Source organism: Ruegeria sp. A5, from assembly GCF_056543005.1.
The window spans coordinates 69,721-86,740 of the sequence record NZ_JBQGAV010000007.1 but is presented as its reverse complement, the minus strand read 5'-3'; the positions used below and the strand labels follow the sequence as shown (position 1 = coordinate 86,740).

Here is a 17,020-nt window from a genome sequence, read left to right as displayed (position 1 = left end):
GCTCGAACGATGTGCGGACGACTCGGCAGACCTGAAATGACCTGGGCGGAACTCTATGCCCTGCAGAACTGGATCGTGAATGGCGTTCCTATCCCAACTGAGCGCGATCCAAACGCCAAAGACCTGTCCATGAGCTGGAACGTCAAGCCAACTCAGATGTTGGATATGGCGTTAATCCACGACGACCGACTGATAAGCTCTACGGCGCGCTGGTGGCTTGTACCGCACTGGTTCAAGGAAGACGTGAAACAGTGGAAGCTAACCACTTTCAACGCGAAGATTGAAACAGCGCATAAGCTAGGTTCGTTCCGGGTCGCCTGGAAAAGCAGCAGGTGCATTATCCCGGCCAGTTTCTACTATGAATGGACAGGTCCTAACGGGGCCAAGCAGCCGTGGGTTATCAAGACAGATACCAATGACCCCTGCATGTACTTCGCAGGCCTCTACTCGCGCCTCTCATCGGGTCTGAACACCTGTACAATCCTCACGCGCCCTGCCCTACATCAAATCGAACACATACATGCACGGTCGCCGGTTATTCTGACGAATGAGAACCTTGTGCCGTGGATGTCGGGTGAGATTGACCACGACGAAGCGCAGAACTTGGGCACGGAATGGGATGGACGGATGCGCTATCACAAGGTTGCACCGATTGGCCGCGATGATGACGGGCCGGAGTTAATCGACGTTATCGAAGCGTAATGGTCACGCGCAGCAGATCCCCGAAGAAAGCAGCAGATGAAAAATACTTCCCTATCAGGGTGCGTGTGCAGGTTCCTGAAGAAGGGTTCGGCTACAAGCTTGGCGAGATACATTGCTGGCTAAATACTCATGCCGGACGGGGACACTGGGGTTGGAATGCAGACAACGTGCTATCTCGCGGCGCTCGGGATGCGGTGTCGTTGTATCTTCTCGATGCTCGTTTGATTGTTCCGTTGACCGAGACGTTCAATTTAGAATTTGCTCAAGGTGAGGCTGACCTGTGTGGCGAGGGGTCGTTCAGGCTTATGGCTATTCACTCCCAGCATTCTTGGCCAAATCAGAAACAGGGAGATAAGGAATGACCGCAGGCGCTTCTTGGAATTTTGTCTGGAAGAGGTCAGATGTGCCCTGTAAGAAAATCTGCAGCATCACCCCAACTATAATCGCCGTAAAAGCATTGGTGATTTTAGTAGTGTTCGGCTCTGTTCGCATCAAATAGCTTCGGGAGAGAAAAAGCAAAATCATCATAGCAATAATACTAAGAATCATCCCGGTAAGGCGACCTGCAGACCATGGCACAAGTTCTATTTTGTATCCAAAACCACCCGGATCATTGGGCAACTGCTGCCCAGTGCGTTCGAGGAAACAAGCCTCGAGAATTCTGGTCAACTCATCTGATCTTGAAAAGAGCGATTGGATGAAAGCACCGAAGGCTTGTTTGTAGGTGTCCATTATGCACTGAAACAGTGCTATATCTTCGTCCCGGCCTAAGTTGGTTACGTCCACATAAACGATAAAGGGCAAGGGCACGATACCAACTAAGATAATGATAAGCCCAACTCCAAGAACAGGAAGTATCCAGAATAACCTTTTTACAATTGCATCTTGTACGACCGGCCTGATGTCTTCGGCGAGCGTATAATAGGCAAGGAATAGGCCACCATATCCAAGCAGCAGATTTGCCAAGAATTGAAGACCTACACCTACCAAAAAAGAAATCATAGTCGCCTCAATCTAACATTTTCAACTAACCAACTGTATCATCACTGACCATCGCGACTACCTACAATAACTGGCCCGCTTGATCCGTGACTTGGCCTCGGTGGTTTCAAGGTGCTTGTATCGGCCACCACTGAACTTCTGGCAATCCAAAGCATGCCCCGCCTTGATTACAGCGGCACTAAGATTTTCACCGTCCGCGTAGCATGTACCTATGTAGCGGTCGCCGTTCATCTCGCCGGTCAGGTCACATCGCACGGTTTTGCCTTGCAGGTAATCTATCATCCAAGCCTTGCTAACTCGTCCCGCCTGGGTTTCCAGTTCAGGAGCATCGACACCTTCAAAGCGAACGGGTGTCCCATTCTTCCCAAATAGAACAATCGTATCAGCATCTCTGACATAGATATCGGAAGACACAATTCCTTCTGAAGCGCACGCGGTTAGCAAGGCAATCAGGCAGACAAAACGTTTCAAGACGGTTTTCCTTGCTCTGCAGTATTAGACCGACGTTCTGCGCGCTGATCCAGTTTCTTGTTTACCCACCAAGTAAGTACTTTTCCAATCGAGCTACCGATGAATACACACAGTGCTAAAACTAAGGTGAGTTCAATCATGGCAAGTCTTTCAATAGTACTCAGTCATAAACAGCTATGCTGCTACACACGTATGAGCAAGCCATTAGTACTAAAGGAATATTCTTCCTTCTTCCCAATAATAACATGGTCATGAATAACAATGCCCATAGTATCGCAGGCGTCCTTTATCCTTTCGGTCATAACAATATCGGAGTTGCTGGGCGTGGGGTCGCCTGATGGATGATTATGGACGAGGATGAGCGAACTGGCGTTTAATTCCAGAGCCCGTTTCACGACTTCACGCGGGTACACCGGTACGTGGTCAACAGTGCCCTTGGCCTGTTCCTCATCAGCAATCAGAACATTCTTCCGATCCATGTAGAGAACCCGGAATTGCTCAACTTCGCGGTGCGCCATTGCGGTACGGCAGTAGGTTACCAGGGCCTCCCATGAGGACACAACATCCCGCTTCATTATCTGCGCCTGAGCCATCCTGTGCCCGAAGGCTTCGACAACGCGCAGGTGATAGTAAACCCAGTCGTTAGCCCCATCTACCTTGAGAATGCGATGCATTGAGGCCGCGATAACACCGTTTAGGTCACCAAACTCAGCCAACAGACGTTTTGCCAACGGCTTTACATCGATCCTCGGGATTGCGTTGAACAGCAGCAATTCTAGAAGTTCATATTCCGGCATTGGATCGTGACCGCCTTTGAGAAAGCGTTGCCGCAGTCGCTCACGATGTCCCCAATAGTGAGGCCGGTTAACTCCATCCTCGTCTTTAATCAGGCCACCACCAGCAGCATTCTTTGGTGAAAGTCGGTCTCGGTAAACGTATGACGGCGGGTGTGCTGGTTCAGTGATAGCGTCGGGCGGAGCGGAGCGTGCATATAGCTCATCCAATCCCTTCAATTCTTCCTCTGAAAAGCCGCTCTGGCCATCATACTTAACTAACTTGCCGAACCTCTTCTTATCGCGGCCTATGACCTCTTTAAGATTGTCCAGTATCGCCGACTTTTTCATGGCTACCGCTCCATGCACCAATCCTAGGACCATGCCCAAAAGTTGGTTAACGAGTGGTAAAAACGTCAGATGTAGTCTGAAATGGAACCCATGTCTCAAGCACGCTGATTAAAGATAAACTCATCCACTAGCATGAATGGCTTCAGTTCGAACGGCCCGCTATCCGTCGCCTTTTTTGCATGCGATTTCCGGCGCTCAATCTCGTTTAACAGAAAGAAGACACCGGCAGGCTTTCCAACGAGGTCGAATGGAACCTCGATCCCTTTGAGCGTTGACCTTGCTTCAGAGTACGCCGCCACAGTAGCCCCCGTTGCTTCGATCCTGCACCATTTCATGCGCAGTATCGCGTGGGAATGCTACGCAACTCCCAAAGAAAAAAGCAATACCAAGCCCTTAGTCGGCAAAACCAATGCGCTAATTTTGTCGCTATTGGGAATACCACCCTAAGATTACCCTAAGGTTTGCGCCGCCCTTCCTTTCCACAATGCAGGAAACAAGTTTGACCTTCCACAGGTTGTTGTTGCGTTTCGTGGGTCCGACAGCGAAGGTCAGGTCGTTTCTCACAGCGAGGGGCGCTAAACAAAGTAATCAGCACGGATGACGACAACCTAGCCACTCCGTCAACTTACCCGAAGCAGTCCCGTTCATGTGCTCCTCACCAGGCCAATGCAATCAGATGTGAGCGTCTCTCTCAAAGGTCGCGGCTTCTCTTTTGAGATAGCGGCAATGGCTTATGAAGGCCGCTACGAATGAGAGCAGTGAAATCGCAACCAGGTAGCTGTTTGATTCTGTTGCGGAAAGGTTCTCCAATCTGGCTACCCCAATTGTTAAGAGACCTAGGACGGATGAAACATACATGAAGTGAATTTGCGATGCCCATTCAGATAAGTATTTCTGCAAGTTTCCATTTTTGGCGAGGTTTTTCCATCGAGTAATATCCATATCGTGTGGCGTCGAGTCGCTCCCCACAATGCGCACGGCACAATAAAGTAAGCCGGGGTAAAGTAATGCGCGATACATGGAATATGAAGCAGAGCCGATTAAGAAGGAAATCAAAAACATACCCGCCAGAGCTATGCTTGGGGCATTCTCTTGTAGCAAGTAATTTAGAGGTTCTTTGAATCCAATCACCAAATAGATTGGAGGAATAGCACCCGTGGCCAAGTACCTCAGAATTTCATTTAACTTAAGTGAATCCATAGTGTTCGCACCTAGTCAGCTTCTTAAGGTTTGGCCGATGCCCCAACTTGGATTGATTCAACAACAGGCTCAACGGGATCCTGCCTCAAATTTGGTTCGTACCGGCCAAATCCTATTTCCCCGAAACCTAATTTAACTTCTCCTTGAAAACAAAGGTAAATTTCTAAAAGTCGTTAAGTGCTATTTTACCTCACGTTTGCGTGGATGTTCCTGTCCCGTTCTTGCCTTCCTTGGGGTAATATAGTACCTTCAATTGAAAGATGTGCAGGCGAAACGGACAGAAAATGGCGAGCAGATGGAAGGTAAAAAGACACTCACAGTCACCCGCTGCGGAGCGCGAACCACTAACGGCATCTGTGAGAAATTGCCAATCAATGGCACAGGCCGTTGCCGTCTGCATGGTGGGCTATCGACAGGTTCAAAAACGCCGGAGGAACGACCAGAAGCTGCGCCTTGTTCTAGGGGATGAAGCAGCGGAAAAGGTTATCAAGCGCCTTCGTGCTGAAAGCGCGTTCGCAAAGACACGTGGAGACGTTTTAGAGGGATCACAGACGCAGTTTCGCGATGAGGCGGCGGGGGCACTGGTGGACCTTCGTGATACGGACACAGGTAGGCGTCCAGGGCCGCTCTCACGGGCGAAACGGGCTATAGACGACGTGGGCAATGCCGCAGTCGATTCCATCCTCTACGGGCCGCGCAGGCGCAACGCCAATGCCGAGATTGGCGGCATCCTGTCTCTTCAAGGTAGGGCACGCGATGAAGTCGTCAGGGGATTGCTTCAGGAGGCGCTTGTTCTTCAGCAGTCAACACGTGCGGAAAACGTGACTTCCGGCTTACTCGATTTCGTCTTGAGAACGGGCGGAACGGGCCTTGTCGCGGGCAGCACGCCCTGATGCAAAGTACCATACGGTTCCGACCAGCAATGTCAGCATCAACGCAGGCGAAAGCCAGTTCACGACGGACGCATGCAGAACGTCAACGACGAACCAGGACCAAACCAGATACCATAGGTACATAAGTCCGCCCCAGATGGCTAAAAATAGCAAGCGCCAGAATACAGGTTCCATTCGGATAATTTACCTGCCCAAGTGCGGCGCTTCAAGGATCGTCAAATGGGGACGCCAATCATCGCAAGGAAGGTTGTCGCAAGATGGCAGTACGGAAGCGGCGTGAGCGTAAAATAGGCTGATTTAGGCTGAGCGAGAAATGTTGCCGGATAGTCAAGGCTGTGCGTAGAATAATCCATGGAATTCGACAAAAAACGAGGCCATGAAATCGCAACCTGCCTCAAGTGCGGCGGCATCGCCGATTGTGTCAGTCTTTCCTTTCAATACGACCCGGTTGTAAAGAATTTGGCCGGACCTTGGCTTGGTGGAGTTTTCAGTCCTGCGATAGGTGAGATTAGTCGCTTTAGTTGCCGAGAATGTGGCCATGTATCGACGCGGCGTGCTTACATTGGCCCAGGAAAAGGTTGGGAAGAATGGGATGGCTGAACAGAAACCGCTAATTGTCCTACCAGTCGCGCGCAACCTAATCCGGCTCAGCAGCTCGTGTATCGAGGCTTGGGGGCGGGACACTGCGAACGCTGTTCGGGGTGTTCGCTCCACGGTGGAGCAAATCCCATGTAGCAGATGTAGCAGGGGGTCGGGGCAGATTTGCGTTTTTCGGAACATCCCGAATAACCGGTGCCTTACGCCTGATGATAGAGGCGACAACAGAGCGGCACCATATTTACGGCGATTTACGGGCAAGGACTGGTGGGGTAAGTTGCACCACCTGTATAACGGGCTGAGTTTTCAGCCGGTAAAGGTGATCCCCCGTCACCTTTGGCTATTTACGGAATATCCCGTTATTGCCCGATCCGGGCCGGGTAAGTCTCCGAGGTAATTGGTCTAACTAGTCTGATAATCTTTGAAATACAGTTTATCCATAGGCCGCGTATCCACAATGTTTGTAGTCAATTTGTTGGAGATCCAATGCTCAGATTTGCAGTAATTACGGCGTTCGCCGTCTTAGCCTTCATTATAACACCGCACGAACTAGAAGCGGAATCCATCACACGCGTAGTCAAGAGCGGACAGGCTCCAAAAGAAGTAGTTGGAAAAGGGTTCCATAATTTGGTTCGCGAGAAGTGGACGCCAGCGAGGGCATACGGTGCTCAAATTGTTGCCAATCCTCCGGGTAGCTTCAATGGAAAAGCCGTCCGAATGGAACTTCGCTATGGGGACTGTGGACGTGAAAGAAAGTGGGACGATTGCTCTAAAAATAACGAAAGGGTCGAGTTTGCGAAGTACAGTGCATTCAAGAACGGGCAGCGAAAAAAATATGAGTGGTACGTTTATTTTGCTCCTGGATTTACCGACAGAGGTGCTCAGCAGATAATCGTAACCCAGTTTTCTATGATGGGCGCAAACTCACATCCGTTTCAGTTCGCCGTGCGTGGCAACAAACTCATAGCGCTAAAGCGTGTCGAAAGTACTGATTGGAACTACGAAAGCCTTGTTCGAACCATGATTCCAGCTTCGAGCCTAACAGGTCGCTGGCACAAGATAAACGTTGACGCAAAGTGGTCCACATCAGACGACGGGCACTTTATTGTATGGGTCAACGACGCTGTAGTTTACCAATGGAAAGGTCGCACACTCGGGACTGGCACCGTCGGTAAAATCAAGCTTGGTATGTACCGCCAGAAAGTAGGTCCAAGTGCACCACCCGCCATACTTTATCTCTCAGGCATCAAAGAGAAATAAGAGGTACCAGCAGTGGAGGGACGGAACTCTATAAAATCCATAGGGCAGTGACCACCCGCACCCGCAGCGGTTACTATTCCGAAGCCGCCCTCATGTCTTCTGAGGTGCCGAATTCATCTCTTTGCCGTAGAAAGAGGGTCTCGTGTCTTGAGCTTCTCGTCCCAGATGTCGGCATGTTCCTGCAAAAGCACCGAGCGCTTGTCGTAAAGCGCCATGAGTTGACTACCCGCCCACATTGCCATGCTCTTTTCCATTTCGTTGGCAGCTAGCTCGTACGCGTGGACAACGACTGATTGGGCGGTAGCGGGGACAAACTTCATCTGGAACTCACCTTGTTACTCATTCACTGCACTCAAACACCATAGCTGTCCGAAGTAAGTGAAATTGGGCACTCAAGAGACGTTCTTGGGGCAGAAATCTAAAGCCATTGGTGCAATTCGCAGCACGCGAGGCGGTAAAGAAAGGAGGTACGCCCAAGAGCGCGCCCCTTTCTCAGGGAGGATGTTGTAAATTCCGCGTTCTCAAATACACCAACGCTAACTCATTAACTGCACCTATTTTGGACTATTCTGCTGGGGCGGTCTGTAACATTGGTCAGATTCGGGATGACCAAACTTCACTTTGTCCCACTAGCATTTACGTGCTGCACAAGCAGGTGCTAATGGTAGTTGAGCGCGGTATCCAGTTGCTCCAACAGAAACGGTAATAGAAGCGCTGCGCCAGCGGGTGACAGGTGGTCGTCATCGCTATATAGCAAGTCACCATCCAATTGATTCATGCATCTCGAGGACTGAAAACTATCGCAAAGAACCTCATGTGGCCTAATCCTATAAAGATTAGGGTGTTGGATACCGTCAAATAGCTCAACAACATCACGACTTCGATTCTGAAACGCAATAGAGTCAGTAGAGATGTCGCTGCTACTTTGATTCGTGAAACGCGCCTTCTTGAATGCGAGCAGAGGTACATTCCAACCTGCCTCTGGTACAGGGTAAACCAACAACACTCGATACCGCTCCAACAAACTCAGCAACTCCTCACGGTAGGCTGTCAAGACGGCTCGTTCTCTTTCAATATCCACCTGCGAAGCTCCGCTATTCTTTACTACGTCAACAGTGAAGCTGCGGCCTTTCTCAATTCCACCCTCTCCGTTATCAAAAGCCTCTTCTCTGAGATAAGTTTGCCATCTGCCCGAAAGCACCAGGACTGGATTATCTAGAGTATCCAAATAGGACCTCAACCTATTGTTGTACTCGACACAACCGGTGTGCTTTTCGAATACTCTTGCATGAAGAGACGGAATCGGAACACAACCGACAAACGACCAAGCGTAGCTGGTAACCCCCTTGCCTGCTAATGGGTCTTGCAGAATTTGGGCTATTGGAGCCGCGTGACTGTCGCCTGCGATGACAACCGAAGGCTTATTAAGTGGACCGGACAAGCAAGCTTTCTTCGGATGGTTGGAAAGGTCGCGGGTGTTGGTTGAGTAGCAGCTGCTATTTAGCTCGTGGCGTTCCAGAAACGCCAATTGTTCTTTGGATATGCGGTTGGGGACACCCTCATCCCATAAGATTAACCCGCCGATGCTCACTAGCAGGAACATCCCCGTGGCGGAGAAGACGAATACTTGTCGGCGTCTTGGCGGGAAAGGTCGGTTCTTATTTCTAAATGGCTGTTCTATGAATCTCCAACTCAGGGCCGCTAAGGCGAGTGTCAAAGCGCCCAGTACGACCATCAGTCCAGTTGAGGGTTCACTCAGACTTCTTATTCGCGCGTAAGCAAACAAAGGTTGATGCCATAGGTAAGCTGAATAGCTGATAAGGCCGATTGCTACAAACGGACGTGACGAAAGGATTGCACCTGCACCCGACTCTTTCTGGCAAAACAGTATGATTAGCGCAGTCCCGACCACTGGTAACAGCGTTGCTTGCGACGGCCACGGTGTTTCATGATTAAACACTGCCATAGACGCAAGAACCATAACGAGACCCAACCAACCAAACAGATTTTGCAAGCCACGCTTCTCACCAATAGTCGAGAACGCGCACAGTGCCCCGGCTCCAAGTTCCCATGCTCGGAACGGGAGCAAGAAAAACGTCATGTCCGGTTTTCGAGTTATGCCAAAGAGGCAAAGCGAAAAGCTTGCAAGGGTCAATCCGGCGATAACCCACATAGTCGGGTGCCTACCGAGCCGCCAGACCAGCCACAGTAGCACTGGTAAGAACAAATAAAACTGTTCTTCTATTGCGAGGCTCCAAGTGTGGATGAGGGGATTCAGCTCGGTAGCGCTGTCAAAATAGCCGGTTTCGGACCAGAAGTAGTGGTTTGAAATAAACAAGTTAACGGATATTATGCTCTTTGCAAAAGCTTGGAACTGATCCGGCGTCATCCAAAACCATGAAAAAGGGATACAGGCAAGTATTACAGCCAACAGTGCAGGTAAAATTCGCCTAGCGCGGTTTTCGTAGAATCGCGCAATCGAAAACCGTCCGTGTTCGAGGTCACCTATTAGAATACTGGTGATCAAGTAACCCGAAATGACAAAAAATACATCTACACCAGCGTACCCACCATTCAAAAATGGAAGTCCCGCATGATACGCGATTACGGGCATCACGGCCAAGCATCGCAATCCATCAATTTCGGGGCGATATTTTCTGTCAGTGCTCAACACTTGCTTCCGAGATCATCCAAACTCATTAAATTGGCCTCAAAAAGACCCAAAAACACATTCATCATTATCACTAGAAAACCGAAATTACCAACTATCAAAAAGATACTTCGGTGAAGCGGGGCGGTACTCCGACACCCTCGACATGCAACCGGGCTTTGAACCCACTGGGAAAGGGCAAGTGCAATGAACGCTGAGACCAAAATTACAGAGTTGGACGCAAACCCAGACATCTTTGTCACAGATTTTTCTGACTTGATTACCTGCCAGCAGCGCGTGACGGCTTTTTGCCGATGGTTCGACCTGCCGGACCCTGGTCTGAGTTTCGATGAGGATGGCGATATTCTCGTGAATGATGTCTTTCTGCTGTGGTGCAAAGAAGAAGGTATTTCTATCGACTGGCGGGCGTGCGGCGATCCGAAAGGCATGGCTGCAGAGTTCCGCTAGTCTCAAAAAAAAAGTGATTCAGTTCACGGAGAATCTGAAATTGCTCGATGATCAAGAAATGCGGGCAATCGAGATTAGTATGAGGGCCTACATCGAGGGTCTGGCTCCGATGGAACAGACAATCAGGGCCGCAGAAAAGGCGCTGAAGGAGGTCAAAGAGGAGGCCGCGTGACGGGCATCTCCATCGGGTGCGGTATTCTCTGCGCCCGTTTTCTTTTTAGAGATTTGATATGAGCTTTTACACCGTCAACAGGCATTGGTCGGACCAGTTTCTGCCCGAGATAAAGAGCATCATCGGCGGCCATATCCTACAGGCCGCGCCAGATCCGCTGGACCACTTTCAGGCCACTGACCTGTTGATGCTGGACGCCAAGGACATGCGGATAGCGGCCAGGGTAAGACGGTACGGCTACGCCAACAGATAACCCCACCGGAACAACTTGAGCACAGGGCCAGTGGGTGGGTTCAAGGGTGGGTGCAATGCAACTCTTGTCGATTATATTATTGATAATAAACAATTAAAATTGAAATAATGGTGCCTCAAGAGGGACTCGAACCCCCGACCTTGTCCTTACGAAGGACCTGCTCTACCAGCTGAGCTATTGAGGCGATGCGGAAGCTCGTTTAACGGCAGCGCGCGGGTCATGCAAGCGTGGATTGCCGGGCCGGTGCGCGGTTGACCACTACGCATTCATCCCGCATCCTGACGCCGACATGATCCGCCCGGCGGGTTACGATGGTTTATCAGATATTTGGCAAGGTCATTTGGATGTCCGGGAATTCGCAGAAGTCTTATGTGCTAGACACCCACCGGCTGCGCGACCCGGAAGAGACCCTGGCCATCGTCAAACCATTCCTCAAGCAGATGGGCATAACCCGGATCGCCAACCTGACGGGACTGGACCGGGTTGGATTGCCGACAGTGATGGTGACGCGGCCAAACTCGCGCTCGGTCGCGGTGTCGCTGGGCAAGGGGCTGTCGCTGAGCGCAGCCCGGGCTTCGGGCGTGATGGAAGCGATTGAATCCTGGCACGCAGAGCGGATCGAACTGCCGCTACGGCTGTCCAGCTTTGCTGATCTGGCGGTGGAGTATGTGATCGATGCCGACCGTCTGCCCAGCGTCACCGGCGGGCAGTTCGACCCTCATCAGGCGATACTGTGGGTGCTGGGGCGCGATCTGCCCTCGGGCCAGCCCTGCTGGGTGCCGTATGAGATGGTGGACACCGATTATACCACCTCGCCCGTGGCTGGGCAGCGGGCGTTTCCGCGAACGACAAACGGGCTGGCGTCCGGTAACAACGTGACCGAAGCCAGTTGCCACGCGATCTGCGAGTTGATCGAGCGTGACGCCACAACGCTGTGGCACCACCGGGGCGCAACCCCGCGTGTTGATCCCCGTACAGTGGACGACCCGCGTTGCCTTGAGGCGATGGAACAGATTACTGCGGCGGGGCTGGATTTGGGAATCTGGGAAACGACCTCGGACATCGGCATCGCCAGCTTTCGCTGCGCGATCTGTGAGGGCGGAAGCACGACGGGCCATATCGGCATCGGCGACGGCTGCCACCCGGATCGCGCCATTGCCCTACTGCGGGCGCTGACCGAAGCGGCGCAAACACGGTTGACCTATATCTCAGGGGCGCGGGATGATCTGGACCCGGAAGAGTTCTCGGACACTGCCCGGAACTGGCGCAGCGGATACATCCGCGAACTGATCGATGGCTCGGCGCCTATCGGTGATTTCACCGAATGCCCAACCTACGTGACCGGATCTTTCACGGATGACCTGTCTTTGTTGCTGGCGCGCCTGTCCGAGGCAGGCATAGATCAGGTGGTCACTGTTGATCTGTCGCGACCCGAAATTGACATCGCAGTGGTGCGCGCGGTGATACCGGGCTTGGAAGCGCCCCATGACGATCCCGACTTTGTCGCAGGCCCCCGTGCGCGAGCGGTGATGTCATGAGTGTGGTTGTTTTTGTCGGGCCGACGCTACGGGCCGAAGCCGTGCGCGAACATCTGAACGCCACTATCCTACCCCCGGTTCAGCAGGGCGATGTGTATCGGGCAGTGCGGGAAAAGCCGCGTGCCATCGGGATTATAGACGGGTATTTCGACGGGGTGCCCTCGGTCTGGCACAAGGAAATCCTGTGGGCCTTGGAGCAAGGTGTACCAGTCTTTGGCAGTGCCAGCATGGGTGCACTGCGCGCGGCAGAGCTGGCGGATTTCGGGATGATCGGCATCGGGCAGATATTCGAGGACTACCTGAGCGGCACAATCGAGGATGACGACGAAGTGGCAGTGCTGCACGGCCCTGCCGAGCTTGGCTTTCCACCGCTGAGCGAGCCTATGGTCTCGATCCGCGCCACCATTGCGCAAGCCAAGACAGCGGGTGTGTTGTCGTCAGAGACGGGCGACGCGTTGCAGCAAAAGGCGAAAGACTTGCACTACCGTGACCGGGTTTGGGATCGCATCCTTGAGGGCACTTCTGACCCGCAACCCTTTCTACGATGGTTACCCGAGGGGCAGGTGGATGCGAAAGGGGATGACGCCCGCGCGATGCTGGCTGAGATGGCCCGCTTTCTGAATGCTGGAACGAATGTGTCAGACGCAAATCGCACCGAACGGACGCTGGTCTGGCGTGACCTCTGCGCCCGTGTGGATGGGGAAGCCGCACAACAGGATAGCGAGGCGCGGGCGTTGGTGGATGAGCTGCGGCTTGATCCGGTTCTCTACGCGCATCTGCGTGATCGCGCAGCGTTAGGCTTGCTGTCCAAGGACGAGACCCTCCGACAGGGGTTGGACCCGGATAAAGACGCCGTGGTCAAGCAGATGACCGAACATCGGCTGGAGGCCCGGCTACCCCGCCACGCGGATTTGCTTGAATGGCTGGAAGAAAATGACCTGACCCTTACGCAGTACGAGGCGATGCTGGCCGACAAATCCCGTGTCGATATCGCAATCCAAACGCTGGCCGAGACAATGGATGCCGCTTTGCTAGCCGAGCTTCGACGCTCGGGCGACTACAGCGCGTTGCGCGACCGGGCCCAGCGCAAAGCGGCGTTGCCGCCGGACCAAAGCAACGCTGCTATTCGAACGCGCGCCTTGATCTGGTATTTTGAAACACGTCTTGACCAGAGGGTGCCGGATGATCTTGACTCCTACGCGATCGGGCTTGGCCTTGAGGGGCGCGATGCCTTGGTTGATTTGATTGCCGCCGAGTTCATGTTTTGCCAAGCTGGTGGCGATCCGGTTGACCAAGAGCCCGGATTGGCAGCCGGTCTGCACACCGGCGGATAACGGGAGGGAAAATTGGCAATCTGGCCCGACTATTCAGAGAATGACCCCCCCGGCACGCGGTTCTTACTATATCCGCAATCGCCCTTTTTAGAGCCGAATTCCAAGCCCGAACTGGTCGAAATATCGGCCCCGCAAGGGACCATAGGCCCGGGCCCATCGGGCCCCCGCATGTATGCGATGTACCCGGTCGACAAAACGACCCCCTATGGCGCGATGATCGAGGGTGAAGACGGCCCCGAGATGTATCTGCCCGCATGGGACGGCTATATCCTGCCGCCGCCCGAGCCCGATGAGTTTGGCAATTTCATCCATATCGATCCCGAGGACCCGGCCTTTGAAGCCGCCCATCTGTTCGGAGCGGCCCATTTCACCATGGATGTGTGGGAGGGCTATTTTAATCGCCCGATCCCCTGGCATTTCGCGCGTGATTTCGAGCGGCTTGAGCTATCGTTGCTGCCAAGTCTAGATAACGCGCATATCGGTTGGGGATTTCTGGAAACCGGTGGCACTCGCGATATCGGTGACGAATACCGCCCCTACAGCCTGAACTTCGATGTGGTCGCGCATGAGATCGGCCATGCCATCATCTACAGCGTGGTCGGCATGCCATCCGAAGAGGACGCGACCGGCGAATATTACGGGTTCCATGAATCGGCGGCCGATATGGTGGCGCTGTTGGCGTCGCTGCATTTCGGCTCAGTCGTGGATGAATTGCTGAAAAACACGCGCGGCAACCTTTATACCTATAACCGGCTGAGCCGCTTTGCCGAGCTGTCGCAGAACTCGCAAATTCGGATCGCCGCCAATGACCGGACGCTTTCTGAATTCTCGCATGGATGGTCCAGCGAACACGCCCTGTCGGAACCACTCACCGGGGCGATGTTCGATATTCTGGTCGATATCTACCACGAACGACTGGTAGCACATGACGTGATCGACCCGGAGATGGAGGAGCTCTCGGACGAGTTGGAAGGGACCGACGAATACAATGCGATCATGCAGGACCTGTTCGACGAACATTACGCAGCCGACCCCGAAGGCTTTCGGGTTGCCCTGATCGAAGCGCGTGATTTGCTGGGGTCCTATCTTGCAGATGCGTGGGAGAAATTGGACCCCGATATGCTGAGCTACTTCGGCGTTGAACGCGCCTTGGTCATGGTCGATCACGAGGTCACCGACGGCGCATTCCGGCAGATTATCGAAGGCAATTTCCGCATGCGCCACATCGGATTGACAGCGCCCGGCCCCCGTTTGACCAAGCCCGACGGGACGAGCCATGCCGCGTCGGTTCGTACGCTGTCACCCGAGGTGAATGAACCTTAAAGTCTTTGTTTTTCCCCCGCTATTGTGGCAGGTTACGCGCACGGGGTGATAATAGTGACATTCAACGCGCACTGAATGCGCAAACCGGGACAGGCGAGGCAATCGGCAGCGTCGACCCCCGATAGGGAGAAAGTGATATGTCTGAGTCCTTACTCAGTTTTTCCGAGGTATTACTGTTTGGGCGAGAGTTAAGTGATTTAAAACTGAAACAACGCTCGGTCCGGTTGGCCGAAGAGGTTGAGGAAGACTACGACTTCAGTAAGAAATTCACCAAAATCGACGGCGTACATGTCCGGGAAGACGATCGTGTTCTGGTCCAGGTCGGGGATGCGGCAAACGAAAAGTCCGGCATCTACAAGGTCATCAAGGACGGCGACAAGTTCAAGTTCGACAAGCGGAAGAAGGTTCCGCACGACTCGTTTGTCTACATCCGTCGCGGACGTCAGTTCAAACATACCCACTGGCAGCAGATCGCGAACCGTCACTCGGAGCAGCTGTTCATCGAACAGGATGGCCGCCGGAGGGGTCGCGGCGTCAATAATTTCATCGGGGACCAGTTCGGAGGCGATGCACGACTGGCCCGGATTTACGGCTTCGCCTATGACGGCACCTATTACGAGATGCCGGAACCCACGATCTTTCTGGTGCATGGCGAAGGCGAGAGCGCGACGGGTGGCAACCTGCCCCATGGCTTCAAGCTGCAGACCAGCAATGACGCTAACGCGCCGGACACCACACAACAGGCCGCACGCGCGCCGATGAACCCCTCGGTTTCGGGCGTCGCGGCAGCGGATTACCAGATGGCCAATGATATTCGCGTCTGGAACTACGATCAGGCCGATTACACCATCCGCATGGATATCGCAGCCGGTCAGATCGAAGACGTGCTGCTGGACGTCTATTTTGAATATGACGCACCGATGATGTCCGGAGCCAAGGTCTCGGGCGCCAAGGTGAGCGGGGCCAAGGTCTCGGGCGCGAAGGTCAGCGGGGCCAAGGTGTCCGGTGCTAAGGTGTCAGGTGCCAAAGTCAGCGGCGCAAAGGCGCGTGGTGAATAGGAAGGCTGAAATGATCCTGACCGATTGACGTTTGGTTTTATTCCAACGTCTGCTTTGGGTTGGCGGGCCATTTATGCCTGACCCGCCATCCCTTTCGAAGATCAGAACTTGCCGTTTTCGTGCGCCATTTCGGCTGGCGTAGGTGAAACGACGTCCCAGTGTTCAACGATCTTTCCATCTTCGACGCGCCATAGGTCGAAGAAAGCCCAAGGGTTCCCGCTGACGGTGGCATCTGAGGCGACAAAGACAAAGTTGCCTTCGGCCACCACAATCTGCGGCTCGAATTTGGTAATCACATTCCCCTGCTCTGCCCAGGCTTTGGTGCCCTCGATCAGGCCATCGATGCCATCGGCAAGCATTGGATTGTGCTGCATGTAGACCTCGGAATACATCGGGGCTTTCTCGGGCGCGGCACCGCCCAGAACGTCACGCACAAACCCCAGAACCAGCGCCTTGTTTTCTTCTGTTTTCTCAAGATCGGTGATCTCGGTCGGCCCATCTGTCATGCCACGGCCCGACACTGTTGTTTCAGGAACGGGCTGCAAATTGTCCCAATGTTCAGCAACTTTGCCATTCTCGACGCGGAATATGTCAAAGGCGGCGAGGGTCGGTGCACCAAAAGCGTCCGCGTTGTCGAACGTGCTGTGCAATACAACGATATCGCCCTCGGTGATGACCCGGTGGGTAGTTGCAGTCATCCCGGATTGTTCGACCAAAGGGATCAGGCCGGCCAGGCCTTCGGCTCCGGTCGGGACTTGCGGGTTGTGCTGAATATAGTCCGGGGTAACGAGCTGTAGCACTGCCTCCGGATCATGTTCAGCAAAGGCAGCCGTAAAAAGTGCGATTACAAGTTCTTTGGGGGACATGTTGATTTCCTGTGATTCGTATCTACTGGATACGTGGTAGCAAATCCATACTACATTTCAATTACGTACTTTAAAATGACCTGGTATGCTTGAGGCTACTGCCTGAATT

The 17,020-nt window shown here is 53.2% G+C and carries 19 protein-coding genes and 1 tRNA gene; 11 read left to right on the top strand and 9 right to left on the bottom strand.

What is annotated here, in order from left to right; all coding sequences use genetic code 11:
• Window positions 1-9 precede the first annotated feature (9 nt).
• Entirely contained in the window at window positions 10-702 is a 693-nt protein-coding gene (locus tag ACR0AY_RS15670) for an SOS response-associated peptidase (RefSeq protein WP_170514350.1), read from the top strand.
• 309 nt (window positions 703-1,011) lie between these two features.
• Here ACR0AY_RS15670 and ACR0AY_RS15665 read toward each other — a convergent pair whose 3' ends face one another.
• From ACR0AY_RS15665 to ACR0AY_RS15650, 4 genes are all read right to left on the bottom strand, one after another.
• Window positions 1,012-1,704 (bottom strand): hypothetical protein, encoded by a 693-nt coding sequence (locus tag ACR0AY_RS15665; protein ID WP_170514347.1) that lies wholly within the window; start codon window positions 1,702-1,704, stop codon window positions 1,012-1,014.
• Window positions 1,705-1,761: 57 nt separating this feature from the next.
• Window positions 1,762-2,175 (bottom strand): thermonuclease family protein, encoded by a 414-nt coding sequence (locus ACR0AY_RS15660; RefSeq protein WP_170514345.1) that lies wholly within the window; start codon window positions 2,173-2,175, stop codon window positions 1,762-1,764.
• 182 nt (window positions 2,176-2,357) lie between these two features.
• Window positions 2,358-3,299 carry a RadC family protein gene (gene radC / locus ACR0AY_RS15655; protein ID WP_170514342.1) on the bottom strand — a complete coding sequence of 314 codons (942 nt, stop codon included), beginning with the start codon at window positions 3,297-3,299 and terminating at the stop codon, window positions 2,358-2,360.
• A 672-nt stretch (window positions 3,300-3,971) separates the two neighbouring features.
• Entirely contained in the window at window positions 3,972-4,499 is a 528-nt protein-coding gene (locus tag ACR0AY_RS15650) for a hypothetical protein (RefSeq protein ID WP_170514339.1), read from the bottom strand.
• 295 nt (window positions 4,500-4,794) lie between these two features.
• On the opposite strand from ACR0AY_RS15650, the gene ACR0AY_RS15645 reads away from it, so the two are divergent.
• On the top strand, window positions 4,795-4,968 hold the full coding sequence (locus ACR0AY_RS15645) for an HGGxSTG domain-containing protein (RefSeq protein WP_480454421.1): 174 nt from the start codon (window positions 4,795-4,797) through the stop codon (window positions 4,966-4,968).
• 364 nt (window positions 4,969-5,332) lie between these two features.
• Here ACR0AY_RS15645 and ACR0AY_RS15640 read toward each other — a convergent pair whose 3' ends face one another.
• Window positions 5,333-5,566: a hypothetical protein gene (locus ACR0AY_RS15640; protein ID WP_480454384.1), complete on the bottom strand. Its 234-nt coding sequence runs from the start codon at window positions 5,564-5,566 to the stop codon at window positions 5,333-5,335.
• Between the two features lie 177 nt (window positions 5,567-5,743).
• On the opposite strand from ACR0AY_RS15640, the gene ACR0AY_RS15635 reads away from it, so the two are divergent.
• Entirely contained in the window at window positions 5,744-5,992 is a 249-nt protein-coding gene (locus tag ACR0AY_RS15635) for a hypothetical protein (protein ID WP_480454382.1), read from the top strand.
• Window positions 5,993-6,475: 483 nt separating this feature from the next.
• Window positions 6,476-7,249, top strand: coding sequence for a heparin lyase I family protein (locus ACR0AY_RS15630; protein WP_170514332.1), 774 nt, complete (start codon window positions 6,476-6,478; stop codon window positions 7,247-7,249).
• 113 nt (window positions 7,250-7,362) lie between these two features.
• Here the strand turns inward: ACR0AY_RS15630 and ACR0AY_RS15625 are convergent, their stop codons facing one another.
• Window positions 7,363-7,569, bottom strand: a complete 207-nt coding sequence (locus ACR0AY_RS15625; protein WP_170514329.1) for a hypothetical protein — start codon at window positions 7,567-7,569, stop codon at window positions 7,363-7,365.
• 338 nt (window positions 7,570-7,907) lie between these two features.
• On the bottom strand, window positions 7,908-9,920 hold the full coding sequence (locus ACR0AY_RS15620) for an acyltransferase family protein (protein ID WP_170514326.1): 2,013 nt from the start codon (window positions 9,918-9,920) through the stop codon (window positions 7,908-7,910).
• A 186-nt stretch (window positions 9,921-10,106) separates the two neighbouring features.
• On the opposite strand from ACR0AY_RS15620, the gene ACR0AY_RS15615 reads away from it, so the two are divergent.
• From ACR0AY_RS15615 to ACR0AY_RS15605, 3 genes are read left to right on the top strand one after another with little or no spacing between them, the layout of a single operon-like run.
• Window positions 10,107-10,367, top strand: coding sequence for a hypothetical protein (locus ACR0AY_RS15615; RefSeq protein ID WP_170514324.1), 261 nt, complete (start codon window positions 10,107-10,109; stop codon window positions 10,365-10,367).
• A gap of 40 nt (window positions 10,368-10,407) precedes the next feature.
• Window positions 10,408-10,539, top strand: coding sequence for a hypothetical protein (locus tag ACR0AY_RS15610; RefSeq protein ID WP_480454381.1), 132 nt, complete (start codon window positions 10,408-10,410; stop codon window positions 10,537-10,539).
• A 58-nt stretch (window positions 10,540-10,597) separates the two neighbouring features.
• Window positions 10,598-10,792, top strand: a complete 195-nt coding sequence (locus ACR0AY_RS15605; protein WP_170514321.1) for a hypothetical protein — start codon at window positions 10,598-10,600, stop codon at window positions 10,790-10,792.
• Window positions 10,793-10,900: 108 nt separating this feature from the next.
• Here the strand turns inward: ACR0AY_RS15605 and ACR0AY_RS15600 are convergent.
• Window positions 10,901-10,976 (bottom strand) — tRNA-Thr (locus ACR0AY_RS15600).
• 160 nt (window positions 10,977-11,136) lie between these two features.
• Between ACR0AY_RS15600 and ACR0AY_RS15595 the strand changes: the two genes are divergently transcribed.
• From ACR0AY_RS15595 to ACR0AY_RS15580, 4 genes are all read left to right on the top strand, one after another.
• Window positions 11,137-12,330, top strand: a complete 1,194-nt coding sequence (locus ACR0AY_RS15595; RefSeq protein ID WP_170514659.1) for a YcaO-like family protein — start codon at window positions 11,137-11,139, stop codon at window positions 12,328-12,330.
• A complete protein-coding gene (locus ACR0AY_RS15590; RefSeq protein WP_170514285.1) occupies window positions 12,327-13,664 on the top strand; it encodes a TfuA-like protein in 1,338 nt (445 codons plus the stop codon). The genes ACR0AY_RS15595 and ACR0AY_RS15590 overlap by 4 nt, the downstream gene beginning before the upstream one ends.
• 12 nt (window positions 13,665-13,676) lie before the next feature.
• Window positions 13,677-14,987, top strand: a complete 1,311-nt coding sequence (locus ACR0AY_RS15585) for a gluzincin family metallopeptidase (RefSeq protein WP_170514282.1) — start codon at window positions 13,677-13,679, stop codon at window positions 14,985-14,987.
• Window positions 14,988-15,124: 137 nt separating this feature from the next.
• Window positions 15,125-16,045, top strand: coding sequence for a pentapeptide repeat-containing protein (locus ACR0AY_RS15580; protein ID WP_170397991.1), 921 nt, complete (start codon window positions 15,125-15,127; stop codon window positions 16,043-16,045).
• A 101-nt stretch (window positions 16,046-16,146) separates the two neighbouring features.
• On the opposite strand, the gene ACR0AY_RS15575 is transcribed toward ACR0AY_RS15580, so the two are convergent.
• Window positions 16,147-16,911, bottom strand: coding sequence for a nuclear transport factor 2 family protein (locus ACR0AY_RS15575; protein WP_170514280.1), 765 nt, complete (start codon window positions 16,909-16,911; stop codon window positions 16,147-16,149).
• Between the last annotated feature and the right edge of the window lie 109 nt (window positions 16,912-17,020).